Genomic DNA, 15,325 nt, shown 5'->3' on the forward strand with positions numbered 1-15,325 from the left:
GCAGAACTGCCATGAGCATCCAGACCCTCGCCGCCTCGACCATCTACAAAGATCTGGTAGACGAACGAATACGAGGGCTCCACCAGGAGGCCGCGGAGCACAGCATCGCCAGCCGAGTCAGGAGCGTGCAGAAGGCACGCCGGCAGGCCGAGCGTGCGTCCGCCCGCCTCCGCGCCGCGCTCGCGCGCGCCTAACCGAGCCCTCCCCCAGGCCCGGGCCTTCTGGCCCGGGCCTTTCTCACGCCCGACATGCCCCTGGATCCTCATGCCAGACGTACCCCGTGCCCCTGGATCCTCATGTCCGACATGCCCCTGGATCTCACGCCTGACGTGCCTCTGGATCCTCACGCCTGACGTGGCCCCTGGCCTCACGTCTGTCACGCCTCTGGATCCCATGTCCGACGTGCCCCAGAAGGGATCGCAGGTTTCAACTCGCTGCGCCGCTCGAGCAGTTCCATGTCGAGCCCAGCCAGCAGGCAAGCCTCCGGGGAGCCGCCTCGGGATCTCCCGTGATCCCCCGAGGCCCTGGGAACGGTGAAGGGCCCTGGTCGATGACCAAGGCCCTTCACATATGAGTAGCGGGGACAGGATTTGAACCTGCGACCTCTGGGTTATGAGCCCAGCGAGCTACCGAACTGCTCCACCCCGCGTTGGTGTGTGCTTTAACTCTATCCACAGCCGGGAGGCTAGGCAAACCGAATAGGAAAACCCCCGCACCGAAGTCGATGCGGGGGTCCCGGTTGGCATCAGGTCCGTCGGCTCACGCTGAGACGCCAGGACCCGGTCGATGTGTCACGGCCCACCCGAAGCCGCGGCCACCGGAGACGAGCTCGGTGAGGCCGAAGGTGATGGTGACGGTGAGGCGGACGCGGGCGTTGTCGGCGCGGCGCTCTGGAGGGCGGCCAGTTCCTCCAGCGCCGCCTTCAGCGCGGCCTGTGCGGTTCCGTACGCCGCCCAGTTGGGCGGGTTGGCGGTCAGGGCCGCCTGGGCGTCGTCATAGGCCTTCTTGGCCTTGTCGACGGTCTGCGCCAGGGTCGCGGCCTGGGGAGTGTTGTTCTCCGTCTGCTCGGGGTTGGTGGTCTCCGGCTGGTTCGTGGAGGGCGTGGTGGTAACCCCGCCGAACACCTGTTTCAGGGCGTCTTCGAGGTTGTTGCCGAAGCCCACCTTCTCGCCGTACAGCACCAGGACCTTCTGCAGGGTCGGGAAGCGGCCCGAGGTCTCCTCCTTCGGCTGGACGTAGACCGGCTCGACGTAGAGCAGGCCGCCGCCGAAGGGGAGGGTGAGCAGGTTGCCGTACAGCACCTCGGTGGCGCCGCCGGTGCCGCGCAGCAGGTTCAGCTGTTGCGAGACCGTGGTGTTGGACAGGAACGTGTTCTGCGCCTGTGGTGGACCCTGGATGGCGGTATTGCTGGGGAGTTGCAGGATCTCCAGCTTCGCGTCGGCGCCCGCGGTCGCGTCGACGGCCATGAAGGCGGCCATGTTCTGGCGGCCGTTGGGCACGAACGTGGTGGTCAGCGAGAACCGTTCGGTGCTGCCGGGCATCTTCATGGTCACGTAGTACGGCGGCTGCTTGCTCTTCTTGGTGGCCGGGTCCTCGGGGACCTTCCAGAAGTCCTGGCCGCTGAAGAAGGCGTTGGCGTTGGTGACGTGATACTGAGTGAGGATCTCGCGCTGGGCCTTGAACAGGTCGGCCGGGTAGCGCAGGTGGTTGCGCAGTTCGGCGGAGATCTGCGCGGTCGGCTTGATGATCCCGCCGAACGCCTTCTGCCAGGTCTTCAGGACCGGGTCCTTGGAGTCCCACTCGTAGAGGGTGACGGTGCCGTCGTAGGCGTCCACGGTCGCCTTCACCGAGTTGCGCATGTAGTTGATGATGTCCCGCGGCACCTGCGGCACGGCCAGGCGCGAGGTGGAGATGTCGGTGGTGAGCTCTTCGAGGCTCTTGGGCTCGGAATACGGGTACGCGTCCGAGGTCGTGTACGCGTCCACGATCCACACGATCCGCCCGCCGACCACGGCCGGATACGGATCCCGGTCCAGGGTGAGGAACGGCGCGACCTGCTGGATGCGCTCGATGGGCTTGCGGATGTACATGATCCGCGAGTCCTCGTTGATGTTCGAGTTGAGCAGCAGGTTGGTCTCGCCGTACTTCAGCGCGTAGAGGAAGCGGGTGAAGACGCCGCCGATGGGGACGCCGCCCTGGCCGGTGTAGGTGTTGTTCTTCTGGCCGCTGCCGCCCTGCTCGGGGTAGTCCAGCTCGACCGGGTTGGTGCTGTTGGGGCCGCCGACGATGGAGTATTCGGGCGAGCTCTCCCCGAAATACACCCGTGGCTCGTATTTGCCCAGGTTGCCGGTCGGCGGGATGTCCTTCTCGCTGAAGTTGGGCACGCCGCTGCCGTCCACCGCGTTGCCGGGCGCGGCGACGACGCCGAAGCCGTGGGTGTAGACGAGGTGGTCGTTGATCCAGTTGCGCTGCTCGTTGGGCGGCAGGCCCATTTCGCGGACGGCCACCACGGTGTCGCGGAACTTGCCGTCCGGCGTCGGGTAGCGGTCGATGTCGAGCTGCTCGGGGAACTGGTAGTAACCCCTGATCTGCTGCTTCTGCTGGTAAGTCGGGGACAGCAGGCTGGGGTCGAGCAGGCGCATGCCCGGAATGGCCGCCGACTCGCTCTGCAGCACGGCCTCGGACGCGTCGGTCTTCGCGCTGTATTGTGTCACGACGGCGGTATCGACCCCATACGCCTTACGCGTCGCGTCGATGTTGCGCTTGATGTATTCCTGCTCCTTGGCCTGCTGGTTGGGCTTGACCTGGAACTGCTCGACCAGCGCCGGGTAGACGCCGCCGATCAGCACGGCCGACAGCACGAGCAGGCCCAGCGCCACCCCGGGCAGCATGCCGCCCGGCCGGACCACCCCGGCGAAGAACAGCCCGGCGCAGATCAGCGAGATGATCGCCAGGATGCCCTTGGCGGGCAGCACCGCGTTGATGTCGGTGAACGACGCCCCGAAGACCTTGCCCCGGTCGGAGAAGACCAGACCATACCGATCAAGCCAGTAGGCCCCCGCCTTGAGCAGCACGAAGACACCGAGCAGGACGGACAGGTGGGAGCGGGCCGCCCGGGAGGCGTGCACGCCACCGGGGGTCTGGATCCGGAACCCGCCGTAGAGGTAGTGCACCAGCGCGGCCGCGATGATCGACAGGATCACGGCGGTGAACAGGAAGTTCAGCACCATCCGCAGGAACGGATAGGTGAACATGAAGAACGACAGATCCAGCTTGAACTCGGCGTCGGCCTGCCCGAACGGGGTGCCGTTCTGGAACAGCAGCCAGGTGCGCCACTGCCCGGCCGTGGAGGAGCCGGCGAACAGGCCGAGGATGGCCATGCCGATCAGGAAGACCAGCTTGCGGTGCGGATCGACGGCCAGCCGGTAACGATCGGCACCCTGGGCGTTGCCGAACATGCCGGGGCCGAACATGGGCCGCATCCGGTGGGAGAGCACCATGTTCCCGCCCACGATGCCGACCATCAGCACAGCCCCCGCCAGGAACAGCAGGATCTGCGTGAGCAGCATGGTGGAGAAAACAGGCGTGAAGTCGACCGAGTCGAACCACAGGTAATCGGTGTAGATCCCGGCGAAGATGAACAGTGCCACCACGAGCACCACAAGGGTGATCGCGACGGGAATGAGCAGTCGCGGCCGGCGGGGCAAGCGCATCGCCCGACCGGCTCCGGGGCTCCGGAAGCTCAACGCCAACCCCTTAATAAATCTCAGAGAGCACAACGGTCCGTGCCTGGCAACCTACACCGCGAAAAGCCCGGCTGTGATTTCCGGACCGGCCCTGTGGACAAAGCCTCCCCCTGTGGACGGCGATCCGCGAAGGGTAAAGCTTTCAGGAGCAGGAGGGGACCGTCCCGGACCCGGTACGCAGCGCGTCCAGCGCCTTGATCGCCCCGTCCAGGTTCTTCACCTTGACCAGCCGCAGCCCGTTGGGGACCGCGGCCAGCGCCGCGGCGCAGTTCAGCTCGGGGGTGAGGAAGATCGTGGCCCCGGCCTTGCGGGCGCCCACCATCTTCTGCTCGATGCCGCCGATCGGGCCCACCTGGCCGTCGGGCCGCATGGTGCCGGTGCCCGCGATGGCCTTGCCGCCGGTGAGCGCCCCGGGGGTGAGCTTGTCGTAGATCCCGAGCGAGAACATCAGACCGGCGCTCGGCCCGCCCACGTCCCCCACGCTGAAGTCCACCTTGAAGGGGAACTTGTAGCTCATCCCCATCCGCACCCCGACGACGGCCTTGCCGTCCTTGGCGGCCGCGCTGACCACGGTGACATCGGTCTTGGCCGATCGGCCCTCCACCGTGAACACGATCTTCTCGCCCGGCTTGTGCTTCTGCACCGCGGCCACGACGGCGTCGGGGTCGGCGGTCGGCGTGCCGTCCACCGCGACGATCATGTCTCCCGGCAGCAGCTTCCCGTCGGCGGGCGTGCCCTTGTCCACGGTGGACACCTTGACCACGTCCTCCACCGGCAGCCTCAGCTGGTTCAGCGCCGCTGCGGTCGCGGTGTCCTGGGAGCCCGCCATCTCGGCCGTGTTCTGCTCCTCGACCTCCTTGACCGACCGCTCCTTGGGGAAGATCGTCTCCTCCGGCACCACGGCGATGGTGGAGTCGAACCAGCCGCGCAGCGCGGTCAGCAGCCCGATCCGGTTGCCAGGCCCGCCCTGGTAGGCCACGGTGACCAGGCTGAGCGTGCCGGTAGTGGCGTAGGTCTGCCTGCCTTGCACGTTGATGACCGGTTTGCCCTTAACGTCGCCAAGGGTGTTCTCGGTCGGCCCCGGGCTCAGCACCACGTACGGCACCGGCAGCATGGCACCGCCGACCGCCAGCGTGAGCGTCAGGAAACCCGCCACGATCAAGGTGAGAGCACGTCGGGACATGCGGAGACTCTATTCGTTCATGACCCCTGGCAGGCGCCGACCCACTCCGCGGAGCCGTCGGCGAACAGCTGGTTCTTCCAAATGGGAACCTCACGTTTGAGGTCGTCGATCAAGCGCCGGGACGCGGCGAACGCCTCGGCCCGATGCGCGCCGGCGACCGCCACGATCACCGCGAGATCGCCCAGCTCCAGGTCACCGACCCGGTGCACCGCGGCCAGCGCGGTCACCGGGAAGTCGGCGGCCACCTTCTCGGCGACCCGGCGCAACTCGGCCTCGGCGCTCGGATGCGCGGAGTAGGACAGCCGGGTGACCGGCCTGCCCTCGTCCTGCTCCCGCACGGTGCCGATGAACAGCGTCGTGCCGCCGGCGGCGTGATCGCCGACCGCGCGCAGCACCTCGTCCACCGACAGGGCGGTGTCACGGATCTCCACCAACCGGATGACGTCCACGCGCCGAGTCTAAATCCTCTTCTTGCGGCGGGCCGCGCGCACGATCGCCGCCGTGCCGATGACGGCGACGGTGGCTCCGGCGGCGGTGATCGTGGCGTCCTTGCCGGACAGGCGGCGGCCGACGACCGCGTGCTTGCCCTCGCGGTGCGACAGCAGTTCCTGCAGCGCGGCCTCGTTGGTCCAGGCCGGTTTCCAGCCCGCCTGGTGCAGCGCGGTGGTGGCCACCACCCACGGGTAGACGACGTAGTGCAGATCGGTGGCGGGGACGGGGGTGACACCGAGCCGGTGCAGCCGCTGGGCGGTGCTGAAGGTGAGCCCGGCCGGCAGCTCGAAACGCCGGAGTCCGGACACCTCCTCCACCTGCTCCATCTCCAGCCAGCCGTCGGAGCCGACCGCGACCACGCCGGTGACCTGGCCGAGCGCGGCCAGCTCCAGCGCGGAGACCAGGTCGTCGAGGTGGCAGAACTGCCAGCGCGGCAGGCAGCCCTTGACCACCAGCAGCCGGGGCGCTTCGAAGTGCCGGGTGACCACGGTGTCCACGTCGGGCCCGACCAGGGCGGCCGGCCGGAGCACGGTCACCTCGAGCCCGGGATGCACCCGCAGCGCCCGGCGGGCCAGCGACTCGATCTCCAGGTAGTCGCCGACCACACCGGTGTCCGGCGCGGCCGCCACCGGGGCGTCCTCGGCCAGCGGGACCGGGTTGTCGGCGGCGGCGCCGTACACCATCGCGCTGGTGAGCAGCACGACCCGGCGCACCCGCGCCGCCGCCGAGGCGGTCAGCACGGTCTGGGCGGCTCTGATGTTGTACGCCCGGCGCTCGGCCGGTTCGGCGTCCAGCCCGAAGTCGCCCGCCACATGCACCAGGACGTCGACGTCGGAGATCCGGTTCGCCAAGAGCGGATCTCGGATGTCGAGGACCCGCCAGGTGACGTCCGGGACGTCGCCGCGCTGGTCGTCGATGGCCACGACGCGGCGGAAATCCGCAGACGAGGCGACCTTCGAGAGGAACACCCTGCCTATCCCGGAGGCCGCGCCGGTGACGGCGACGACGGGCGGACGATGGCGTTTCGAGGTCGGCACGAGGTCCTCACTTTGCACTGATCCGCCCCACGACGGATAACGTGGCGGATGTGGACTCCTCCATCCTGCACGAGGTGGCGCGGTGACTGACCTGCCAGGTCGCGAAAACGACCCCAACGAGAATCCGTTCGCCATGTTCGGCAACCCGGAGCAGATGGCCGCGGCGATGCGGCAGTTCGCCGACATGCTGTCGGCGCCGCAAAGTTCCGGGCCTGTCAACTGGGACATGGCCAAGAACATCGCCAGGCACGCGGTGCTCGCCGAGGGTGGCGATCCCAGTGTGATGGAAGGCGAGCGACGGCAGATCGTCGACGCCCTCAATCTGGCTGATCTGTGGCTGAATGAGGCCACGACTTTGCCTAGCGGCGTGTCGAATCCCCAGGCGTGGAGCAGATCGGAGTGGATCGAGAAGACCACCCCGGTCTGGCAGAAGCTGTGCGATCCGGTCGCGGCGCGGATGGTCGAGACCATGAGCGGCACGCTGGGCGCCTCCGGGCTGCCCGCCGAGGCGCAGGCCATGGCCGGGCCGCTGATGGGCATGATGAAGCAGATGGGCGGCATGATGGTCGGCCAGCAGATCGGCCAGGCCCTCGGCACGCTCGCCCGCGAGGTGATCGGCTCCACCGACATCGGCCTGCCGCTGTCGGACACGGCCGCGCTGCTGCCCGGCGGGGTCGCCGCGTTCAGCGAGGGCCTGGAGACGCCCGCCGAGGAGATCAGGCTTTACCTGGCGCTGCGCGAGGCGGCCCATCACCGCCTGTTCCAGCACGTGCCATGGCTGCGCGGCCACCTGCTCGGCACGGTGGAGGAGTATGCCCGGGGCATCACCGTGGACGTGGCCGCGCTGGAGGACAAGCTCCGCGCGGTGGACGTCAACAACCCCGAGCAGCTGCAGGAGCTGCTGAGCGGCGGCGACCTGCTCAAGCCGGAGGAGACCGAGCGCCAGAAGGCCGCCCTGGTCCGCCTGGAGACCGCGCTCGCGCTGGTCGAGGGCTGGGTGTCGACCGTCGTGGACGCCGCCGCCGAGGGCAAGCTCCCCTCGGCCGCCGCCCTGGGCGAGACCGTACGGCGCCGCCGCGCGACCGGCGGCCCCGCCGAGCTGACCTTCGCCACCCTGGTCGGCCTGGAACTGCGCCCCCGGCGGCTGCGCGAGGCGGCCACGCTGTGGCGCTCGCTCGGCGCGGAGCGCGGCCTGGACGGGCGGGACGCGGTGTGGCGGCACCCGGATCTCATGCCGACGCCCGCGGACCTGGATGATCCGTCCAGATTCGTGAAGGGCGAGGCCGAGTTCGACCTGAGCATGCTGGACGAGGAACCCGGAGAGAAGCCGAACGGTGACACAGAGTAGGCTTTCTGGGTGACTTTGCACACAGACGCGGTAGCCGTACTAGATGGGTGGGTTGCTCCCACTGAGGCGGAAGAACTGCTCCGGAAGGAATTCCTGGCCCATCTGGCCGATCACGACGACGCGATGTGGCGGGCCTGCGTGCCCGGCCACCTGACCGCGACCACCGCGGTGTTGTCGCATGACGGCGAGAAGATCCTGCTCACCCTGCATCCCAAGGCCGGGATGTGGCTGCCGATGGGCGGCCACTGCGAGCCCGGCGACACCTCCCTGGCGGCCGTAGCGCTGCGCGAGGCGTGGGAGGAGTCCGGCATCGAAGGGCTGACCCTGCTGCCCGGGCCGCTGGCGCTGGATCGGCATGAGGTGTGGTGCCATCCGCCGCGCTGCTGGCATCTGGACGTCGAGTACGGCGCGATCGCCCCGCCCGAGGCCGAAGCCGTGATCAGCGACGAGTCGCTCGACCTGCGCTGGTATCCGCTGGCCCGGATCCCCGAGCCGACCGACGACGCCACCCGGCGGCTGGCCAGGCGGGCCCGCGCCGTCCTGCGGGGCGAGCCGCTGGAACAGCTGGCCTAACCTGCACCGAATCCGCACACATCCGCTGCCGATCGGCGCTGTCGCGCTGGCTAGGGTCAAGAGTGAAACAGGAGGAGAGTGGTCGAGTCGGACGTCATCGAGGTGGGGGGCGTCATCGCGACCCCGAGTCGCGAACCCGGGCGGGGGCGACGGCGGCTGGCGTGGCTCCTGGTCGTGCCGTGCGCGGCCTGGGCGCTGTTCCAGGTGGCCGGGCTGCGGTTCGGCGTGCTTGGGGTGATGGCGAGCAGCGCAACGCCGTACGTGGCGGTTGGGGCTCTTGCGGCGGTTCTGACGGCGGCGCTGGTCCGGGCGCGGGCCGCCGCCGTGGTGGGGCTGCTCGCGGCGGCGGGCCTGCTGGCGCAGGTGACGCCGCGCGCGCTGGCCGCCGACCAGGCGCCGGCCGCCGGAGCGTCGCTGCGGGTGCTCTCGATCAACATCATGATGGGGGACGCGGACTTCGGCGCCCTGCTCGATCTGGTACGGCGGCTGCGGCCGGACGTGCTCAGCGTGCAGGAGCTGACGCCGTGGGCGGCGAATTCGCTGGAGCGGGAAGGGCTGGAGCAGATCCTGCCGTACACGCATCTGATGCCCCGGCGCGCGGCCACGGGAGGCGGCCTGTACTCCCGCTTTCCGCTGACCATCCTGCCCGAGTTCGCACCCGGCCGGGGGCATGTGATGCCCTACGCGCGGCTGCTCATGCCGGGGGCTCCGCCCGTGGACATCGCCGCCGTGCACCCCGTCAACCCGGTGAAACAGGGCACGAAGCAGTGGCGGGCCGGCGTGGCGTCGATGCCCGCGGCCGGTGGCGACGCGATCCGGATCATGGCGGGGGACTTCAACGCCACGCTCGACCACCCGGAGTTCCGCCAGGTGCTCGGCAAGGGCTACGTGGACGCGGCCGAGGTCGTCGGCGCGGGACTGATCCCGACCTGGCCCGCCAACTGGCCGACACCCCCGATGATCACGATCGACCACGTGCTGGTCGACTCCCGTGTCCAGGTGCTCGCGGTGGACGCGCACACCATCCGGGACACCGACCATCGGGCCCTGTTCACCGAACTGCGGCTGCCCGCCTCGCTCAGCTGAGCAGGTCCCGGGTGTTGTCCCAGCCTTCCAGGCCCAGATCCAGGCGGGCGATGTCGGCGGGCGTGCGCAGCCGGTGCCAGCCGGGCCCGGTCGCGACCCGGCGCGGGCCGGGAGCCTGACCGCGCAGGTGCGCGACCACGTCGGGACGGTCGAACTCGGGCGTCGCCCAGCCGGGGAAGGGCAGGCGGGCCGCGATCGCGACCGCGCCGCCGTTCGCGGCCGGGCAGACCGCGATCTCGGCCCGGCCCAGCTCCCGGAAGAGCTTGCCGATCAGCAGTGGCGGCAGGTCCGGCGCGTCCGCGCTGACCACCACGGCCTCGTCGGCCGGGGGCAGCGCGGCGAACGCCTTCTCCGGCGAGCCGATCGTGATCACCGGCGTCCCCGGCCAGGCGATCTCCTCAAGCCCGGCGACGCCCGCCGACAGGATCACCGGCCGGACGAGCTCCAGCCCGGCCACGATCTCGTAGGTGTCCTCGGCCAGGGCGAGCAGGAACGCGGCACGATCCACGCCCGGCGGCGCCGCGTCACCCTGCTCGGGGGTGACGAGCACCGCCGCGATACGATCGGTCAACATTCCTCCGCTGATCCACTGGCGGCCATGGAGAATCCCTCAAGGAACCCGCGCGCCCGCTCGGCCTTGGGGTAGCGTTCCACCAGCGCCCAGAAGCGGGGGCCATGGCTGGGCACCAGCAGGTGCGTCAGCTCGTGCATGATCACATAGTCGACCACCCAGGCGGGCATGCCACGCAACCGGGCCGACAGGCGGATCGTGCCATGGTCCGGCGTGCAGGAGCCCCAGCGGTGCAGCTGGTTCCCCACCCAGCGCACGCTCGCGGGTTCGGCCCTGCCGTCCAGGTAGCGGGCCGACAGTTCGCGGGCGCGATCAAGGAGGTCGTCGTCGCTGGGCCGTTTTCGCTGTTCCTTGGCCGCAAGGCGATCGAGCATGCGCCTGACCCACTGCTCTTCATCGGTCGTGCTCAGACCAGCGGGTAGCAGCACGATGGTCTTGTCACCATCGCGATATGCGGAAACGGTTCGCCGCCGTCGTGCGCTCCGACGAACCTCGACTGTCTCGGGGGGCACATATGCAAGGTATCCGACACGCGCGGAATTCCACAGGGGGTGCAACACGTTCTCCCTGGTCAATCAGCGTTTCCCTGATGTTAAACAGCCCCGCTGACCTCTAGGGTTATCCACAGAGCGGAAAATCGGCGCTCTCCAGAAGCAAGAAGTATGGCAGGGTCACGCGGCTATGGGACTGCGTGACGCACATCCGGGGTGGCCTGCCCGCCCGCGACTGAAGCCGATCCTGCGGATGCGGGCGCGAGATTCGCGCACCCTGCAATTCGGCTCACATCCGGCCCGCGCGGTCGTCCTCGCCGACGTCGAACCGCCCGTACGGCGGCTGATCGAAGCCCTGGACGGCACCAGAACGCTGGACCAGGTCATCGCCACCAGCGAGCTGGACCCGGGCGCCGTGACGGAAACGATCAAACTCCTGGCGGTTCGCGGCCTGCTCGACGACGCGTCCGTACGGCCGGACGCCACCCTCACCACAGCCGAGCGGGAGCGCCTCCGGCCTGATCTCGCCACCCTCTCCTTTTCCGGCATGGACGGCGGAATCGGAGCATTGGCCCGACGCCGCGACACCCAGGTCCGGATCTACGGCGCGGGCCGGGTCGGCGCCCAGATCGCGATATTGCTGGCGGCGGCCGGAATCGGACACCTTTGTGTGGTGGATCCGGGCACCGCGCGCAATGACGATGTCGTCCCCGGCGGACTGGGCTGGGCCCAGGTCGGGTCACCCCGGGAAGACGGCGCCGTCGCCCTGGCCCGCGCCCAGACGCCGAGCGTGAACGCCTGGCCGGGACGGACCGCCTCCGGGCTCGGCGACGGTGCCCAAGGGCCGGATCTGGTCGTGCTGGCCCCCATGGAACCCCTGGATCCCCTCCTGATCCGCGACCTGGCCGAGCGCGGCCTGCCGCACCTGCTGGTGACCTGCCAGGAGGGCTGCGGCGGCGTCGGCCCGCTCGTGCTGCCCGGCGAGACCGCGTGCCTGGACTGCCTGGATCTCACCCGTGGCGACCGCGACCCCGGCTGGCCCGCGCTCAGGATCCGTCCCGGCGGCGAAGCGGCCTGCGACACCGTGCTGTCCGCCCTGGTGGCGAGCTTGGCCGCCGGTCATGCGCTTGCTTTCCTCGACGGCGGAAAGCCCGCTGTGAGTAATGGCACAGTAGATATTTTGCCTGATCGACGCTGGCGGCAGCGGTCCTGGCAGCCGCATCCACGCTGCCCTTGTAGTCGAAACCCCCAGGCTGCGCTAACAATGGTCGCGTGACTGACCTACCGCGCAACGCCGTGACGCGCTCGGCCAAGCTGGCGGCCCTGCCGCTCGGGTTCGCCGGGCGTACCGCGCTGGGGCTGGGCAAACGCATCGGCGGCATATCCGCGGAGGTCGTCGCTCAGGAGATCCAGCAGCGGACCGCCGAGCAGATATTCAAGATCCTCGGCGAGCTCAAGGGCGGCGCGATGAAACTCGGTCAGGCGCTGTCGATCTTCGAGGCGGCGCTGCCGCCCGAGATCGCCGGGCCGTACCGGGCGACCCTCACCCGGCTCCAGGACGCGGCGCCGCCCCTGCCGGCGGCGGTCGTGCACAAGGTGCTGACCGAGCAGCTCGGCGACGACTGGCGGGAGAACTTCCTGGAGTTCGATGATCGGCCCACCGCGGCGGCGTCGATCGGGCAGGTGCACCGGGCCGTCTGGCACGACGGGCGCCAGGTCGCGGTGAAGATCCAGTATCCGGGCGCGGGCCGGGCGCTCATGTCGGACTTCAACCAGCTGGCCCGACTGGGCAAGCTGTTCGGGGTGCTGCTGCCCGGGCTGGACATCAAGGCCGTGCTCGGGGAGCTCAAGGAGCGGGTGGTCGAGGAGCTCGACTACTTCAAGGAGGCGGAGGCGCAGCACGCGTTCGCCCTGGAGTTCAAGGACGACCCGGATTTCTGCGTGCCCGACGTGATCGCGGCCAACGAGCAGATCCTGGTGACCGAGTGGATGGACGGCACACCGCTCTCAAAAATAATCACCGAGGGCACCCGGGAACAGCGGGACCGCGCCGGCCTGCTGCTGGTGCGCTTTCTATTCGCCTCACCCGGGCGGGTGGGGATGCTGCACGCGGATCCCCATCCGGGCAACTTCCGGGTGCTCGACGACGGGCGCCTGGGCGTGCTCGACTTCGGCGCGGTCAACCACCTGCCGGACGGCTATCCGCCGGTATTCGGGCGACTTACCCGGATCTTCAACCAGGGTGACATGACGACCGTGGTCCAAGGGCTCCGGGACGAAGGGTTCATCCTTCCGCACATCACGGTGGACGTGGAGGCGCTGCGCGGGTTTCTCGCGCCCTACGTTGAACCGACTCAGGTGGAGGAGTTCACTTTCAGCCGGGAATGGCTACAGGCGCAGGCCGCCAGCGTGGCGGACCTGCGCCCCAGCAATGTGGTCCGGCAGCTGAATCTGCCGGCGTCGTACGTGCTGATTCACCGGGTGCACGCGGCCGGAATCGGGGTGTTGTGCCAGCTCGGGACCACAGCGCGGTTCAAGGACGAAGTGATCCGCTGGGTGCCGGGTTTCGCCGCGTAATCAGAGAGGTCACTCGGCTGATTTGCTTTGGAGTGAGGGCCCGGATAGTCTTGGTCTACACAACGACGCGGGGTGGAGCAGTTCGGTAGCTCGCTGGGCTCATAACCCAGAGGTCGCAGGTTCAAATCCTGTCCCCGCTACCAATAAGAAAGGTCCGGAGAAACCTCCGGGCCTTTCTTCGTTTTGTCTGCATGTGCGCTAGAAGGTCCTGGCGACCTCGCGGGCCGCTTCCGCGGCCTTCTTCAGCTCGGCCGGGTAGTCACCCCACAATGCCGGATGAAAGCGGATGTCCTGGATGTCGCTGATTCCCGCCCAGCGCAGCCAGCCCTCGAAGTACGGCGATTGCGCGTTCTGCCCCCATTCGATCCCGAGCCCGGGAGCCCACACGGCGCTCGTATAGATCACGGCCGCCCGCTTCCCCGTGAGCAGGGGGACATATCCCCGTTCGCCGTCGATGTCGAACGCCATGCCCGGCTGGCTGACCACATCAATCAGCTGCTTGAGGATGTACGGCACGCCCCCGTTCCACATGGGGACGCTGAACAGATACCTGTCGTACGCGTCGAAACGCTTGAAGGTCGCGACTGCGGCCTCCCAGGCCACCTTCTCCTCGCCCGCTGGCGTTCCGCCGCCGAAGACGGTCATCTTGGCGCCCGCCGCAGCCGGGCCGAACTGGGGCAAAGTCCCGTCCCAGAGGTCGTAGTGGTCGACCTGGACGTCGGGATGACTGTCCTGATACTCGGCCAGGAACGCGTCGGCGATGTCCCGCGAGTGTGAAGCGGATCCCCGCGGCGATGCGGAGATGTGCAGCAACCTGCTCATGAAAGACCCTCCTAATTGGACTGTGGTCCGGTTCCTCGACGGAACGATATGGACTGTGGTCCGCTTAGTCAAGCGCCAAATAGGCCATGAAGAGGAGCCCCCCGCCATGACGGCCGAACGGCCGTCACAGCGTCAGGCGCGGGAGGAAAGAGGGCGAACCGCGATCAGTGCGGCAGCGATCGGCTTATCCCCACGCAACGGCGCAACCGGCTGCTGCTGGGGCCCGTCCGCCGGGGCGGCGGCGGGGTCTGGCCCATGGCGGAGAGCATGGCCTGCGCCGCGGTCGCGTCGGACAGGATCCGCGACACCTCCTCGCCTGTGGGCAACTGGCCGTGTTTGGCCAACTCGTGCATCACGAAGAGCAGGGGCTCATCCGAGCCCGCCGCCTGCGCGGCCACACTCGCCCGGCTGGCGGTGAGTAGCGCCAGATAGTAGGTACGCAAGGTCGCTTCCCGCATGCGAACCTGCTCAAGGTCGTCCAGCAACTCGCGCGCAATCCGAAGGAGATCGCCCGCGTGCGTGCCCTCGGCCGTGATGTGTGCGCGGATGTCGTCGAACTCGGACCGCTGCGTCATGATGGCCACCTCCACGACAGGAGACCGGGCGTCAGGTTGGCGCCGGCGGTGACTCCCGCATCTTGATTCGTATCCCGGGACGATTGCGGTTGGCTTGACATCGGCTTGTTCACACCTCCGTGCTGGGCCAACCGATCGACCGGTGCTACTTAGATGCGCGAGTGACCTGGATGGTTGTCAGGCTCTCGCCTGCGGTTTGCGGGCGTGAGCACTCGGCGGAACTGTTAGTCTTCTGGAGTCGGTACGGCCCGGCGCAATCCACCTCCTCGCTTACGCGGGTGAGTCGTGGGCTGACTCGGCCGAGCCGACACCCCCGATGACAAGCCTGATCCGGTAGCTGTTCGCCAAGCGGATGATGGTCTGGTAAGTTAGAGGGGTTGCCCCGGATTCGGGGTGGTCGGAATTTCTGCAGTTGGATCGGGTTAGAGTCAAGAGTCCGAAGTTGGGGCGGTTTGACAAGATCCAAATGAACTGCAAAAATATCGGACATAGCAGAGACGTAAGCTTCACAAGCTGGACGATGACGCCCCTGAGGGCAGGACCACATCATGATCGTGTTCCTCGGGTGTTCGTGTGCGTTTCTTGAGAACTCAACAGTGTGCTAAAAGCCAGTGCATGATGCACAACCCCGTCATATTTTGACGGATTCCTTTGGTTGACATTCATGTCGAATGTTGGCTGGGAGAACATCTTCGAAAAGCATTTTTTGGAGAGTTTGATCCTGGCTCAGGACGAACGCTGGCGGCGTGCTTAACACATGCAAGTCGAGCGGAAAGGCCCTTCGGGGTACTCGAGCGGCGAACGGGTGAGTAACACGTGAGTAA

General features: G+C 68.2%; 14 protein-coding genes, 2 tRNA genes and 1 rRNA gene. 8 read left to right on the forward strand and 9 right to left on the reverse strand.

All coding sequences use genetic code 11. The features are described 5' to 3' along the window. The first annotated feature begins 11 nt into the window (after positions 1-11). Positions 12-194 carry a hypothetical protein gene (locus tag ABGB08_RS49200; RefSeq protein WP_155361128.1) on the forward strand — a complete coding sequence of 61 codons (183 nt, stop codon included), beginning with the start codon at positions 12-14 and terminating at the stop codon, positions 192-194. A 381-nt stretch (positions 195-575) separates the two neighbouring features. Here ABGB08_RS49200 and ABGB08_RS49205 read toward each other — a convergent pair. The 5 genes from ABGB08_RS49205 to ABGB08_RS49225 all read right to left on the reverse strand — a co-directional run bounded on the left by ABGB08_RS49205 (position 576) and on the right by ABGB08_RS49225 (position 6,458). Beyond that, positions 576-649: transfer RNA gene (locus ABGB08_RS49205), tRNA-Met, on the reverse strand. A gap of 142 nt (positions 650-791) precedes the next feature. Continuing rightward, a complete protein-coding gene (locus tag ABGB08_RS49210) occupies positions 792-3,713 on the reverse strand; it encodes a UPF0182 family protein (RefSeq protein WP_347605727.1) in 2,922 nt (973 codons plus the stop codon). 175 nt (positions 3,714-3,888) lie between these two features. Next, on the reverse strand, positions 3,889-4,929 hold the full coding sequence (locus ABGB08_RS49215) for a PDZ domain-containing protein (protein WP_347605730.1): 1,041 nt from the start codon (positions 4,927-4,929) through the stop codon (positions 3,889-3,891). A gap of 17 nt (positions 4,930-4,946) precedes the next feature. Then, on the reverse strand, positions 4,947-5,378 hold the full coding sequence (locus ABGB08_RS49220) for a molybdenum cofactor biosynthesis protein MoaE (protein ID WP_347605732.1): 432 nt from the start codon (positions 5,376-5,378) through the stop codon (positions 4,947-4,949). Between the two features lie 9 nt (positions 5,379-5,387). After that, entirely contained in the window at positions 5,388-6,458 is a 1,071-nt protein-coding gene (locus tag ABGB08_RS49225) for an NAD-dependent epimerase/dehydratase family protein (protein ID WP_347605735.1), read from the reverse strand. A 133-nt stretch (positions 6,459-6,591) separates the two neighbouring features. Between ABGB08_RS49225 and ABGB08_RS49230 the strand changes: the two genes are divergently transcribed. The 3 genes from ABGB08_RS49230 to ABGB08_RS49240 all read left to right on the forward strand — a co-directional run bounded on the left by ABGB08_RS49230 (position 6,592) and on the right by ABGB08_RS49240 (position 9,465). Then, the gene (locus ABGB08_RS49230; protein WP_347605753.1) at positions 6,592-7,806 is read left to right on the forward strand and encodes a zinc-dependent metalloprotease; all 1,215 of its coding nucleotides are present in this window, start codon (positions 6,592-6,594) and stop codon (positions 7,804-7,806) included. 9 nt (positions 7,807-7,815) lie between these two features. Next, on the forward strand, positions 7,816-8,379 hold the full coding sequence (locus tag ABGB08_RS49235) for an NUDIX domain-containing protein (RefSeq protein ID WP_155351131.1): 564 nt from the start codon (positions 7,816-7,818) through the stop codon (positions 8,377-8,379). Between the two features lie 78 nt (positions 8,380-8,457). Next, positions 8,458-9,465: an endonuclease/exonuclease/phosphatase family protein gene (locus tag ABGB08_RS49240; protein WP_347605738.1), complete on the forward strand. Its 1,008-nt coding sequence runs from the start codon at positions 8,458-8,460 to the stop codon at positions 9,463-9,465. Here the strand turns inward: ABGB08_RS49240 and ABGB08_RS49245 are convergent. Then, positions 9,458-10,039 (reverse strand): hypothetical protein, encoded by a 582-nt coding sequence (locus ABGB08_RS49245; RefSeq protein WP_155361122.1) that lies wholly within the window; start codon positions 10,037-10,039, stop codon positions 9,458-9,460. The two genes, ABGB08_RS49240 and ABGB08_RS49245, sit on opposite strands and share 8 nt — an antisense overlap. Next, the gene (locus ABGB08_RS49250) at positions 10,033-10,548 is read right to left on the reverse strand and encodes a M48 family metallopeptidase (protein ID WP_347605741.1); all 516 of its coding nucleotides are present in this window, start codon (positions 10,546-10,548) and stop codon (positions 10,033-10,035) included. Before ABGB08_RS49250 ends, ABGB08_RS49245 begins: the two co-directional genes overlap by 7 nt. A gap of 169 nt (positions 10,549-10,717) precedes the next feature. On the opposite strand from ABGB08_RS49250, the gene ABGB08_RS49255 reads away from it, so the two are divergent. The 3 genes from ABGB08_RS49255 to ABGB08_RS49265 all read left to right on the forward strand — a co-directional run bounded on the left by ABGB08_RS49255 (position 10,718) and on the right by ABGB08_RS49265 (position 13,247). Beyond that, complete coding sequence (locus ABGB08_RS49255; RefSeq protein WP_347605744.1) at positions 10,718-11,803, forward strand: ThiF family adenylyltransferase; 1,086 nt, start codon at positions 10,718-10,720, stop codon at positions 11,801-11,803. Beyond that, on the forward strand, positions 11,800-13,104 hold the full coding sequence (locus ABGB08_RS49260) for an AarF/ABC1/UbiB kinase family protein (protein WP_347605747.1): 1,305 nt from the start codon (positions 11,800-11,802) through the stop codon (positions 13,102-13,104). Before ABGB08_RS49255 ends, ABGB08_RS49260 begins: the two co-directional genes overlap by 4 nt. A 66-nt stretch (positions 13,105-13,170) precedes the next feature. Beyond that, positions 13,171-13,247, forward strand: a tRNA-Met gene (locus ABGB08_RS49265). 55 nt (positions 13,248-13,302) lie between these two features. Here ABGB08_RS49265 and ABGB08_RS49270 read toward each other — a convergent pair. Further along, complete coding sequence (locus tag ABGB08_RS49270; RefSeq protein WP_347605750.1) at positions 13,303-13,926, reverse strand: NAD(P)H-dependent oxidoreductase; 624 nt, start codon at positions 13,924-13,926, stop codon at positions 13,303-13,305. A 164-nt stretch (positions 13,927-14,090) separates the two neighbouring features. Continuing rightward, positions 14,091-14,501: a hypothetical protein gene (locus ABGB08_RS49275; RefSeq protein ID WP_155361118.1), complete on the reverse strand. Its 411-nt coding sequence runs from the start codon at positions 14,499-14,501 to the stop codon at positions 14,091-14,093. A gap of 703 nt (positions 14,502-15,204) precedes the next feature. Between ABGB08_RS49275 and ABGB08_RS49280 the strand changes: the two genes are divergently transcribed. Continuing rightward, a 16S ribosomal RNA gene (locus ABGB08_RS49280) occupies positions 15,205-15,325 on the forward strand; the annotation flags it as partial.

This window comes from Acrocarpospora sp. B8E8, from assembly GCF_039871605.1.
Classification (GTDB): Bacteria; Actinomycetota; Actinomycetes; order Streptosporangiales; family Streptosporangiaceae; genus Acrocarpospora; species Acrocarpospora macrocephala.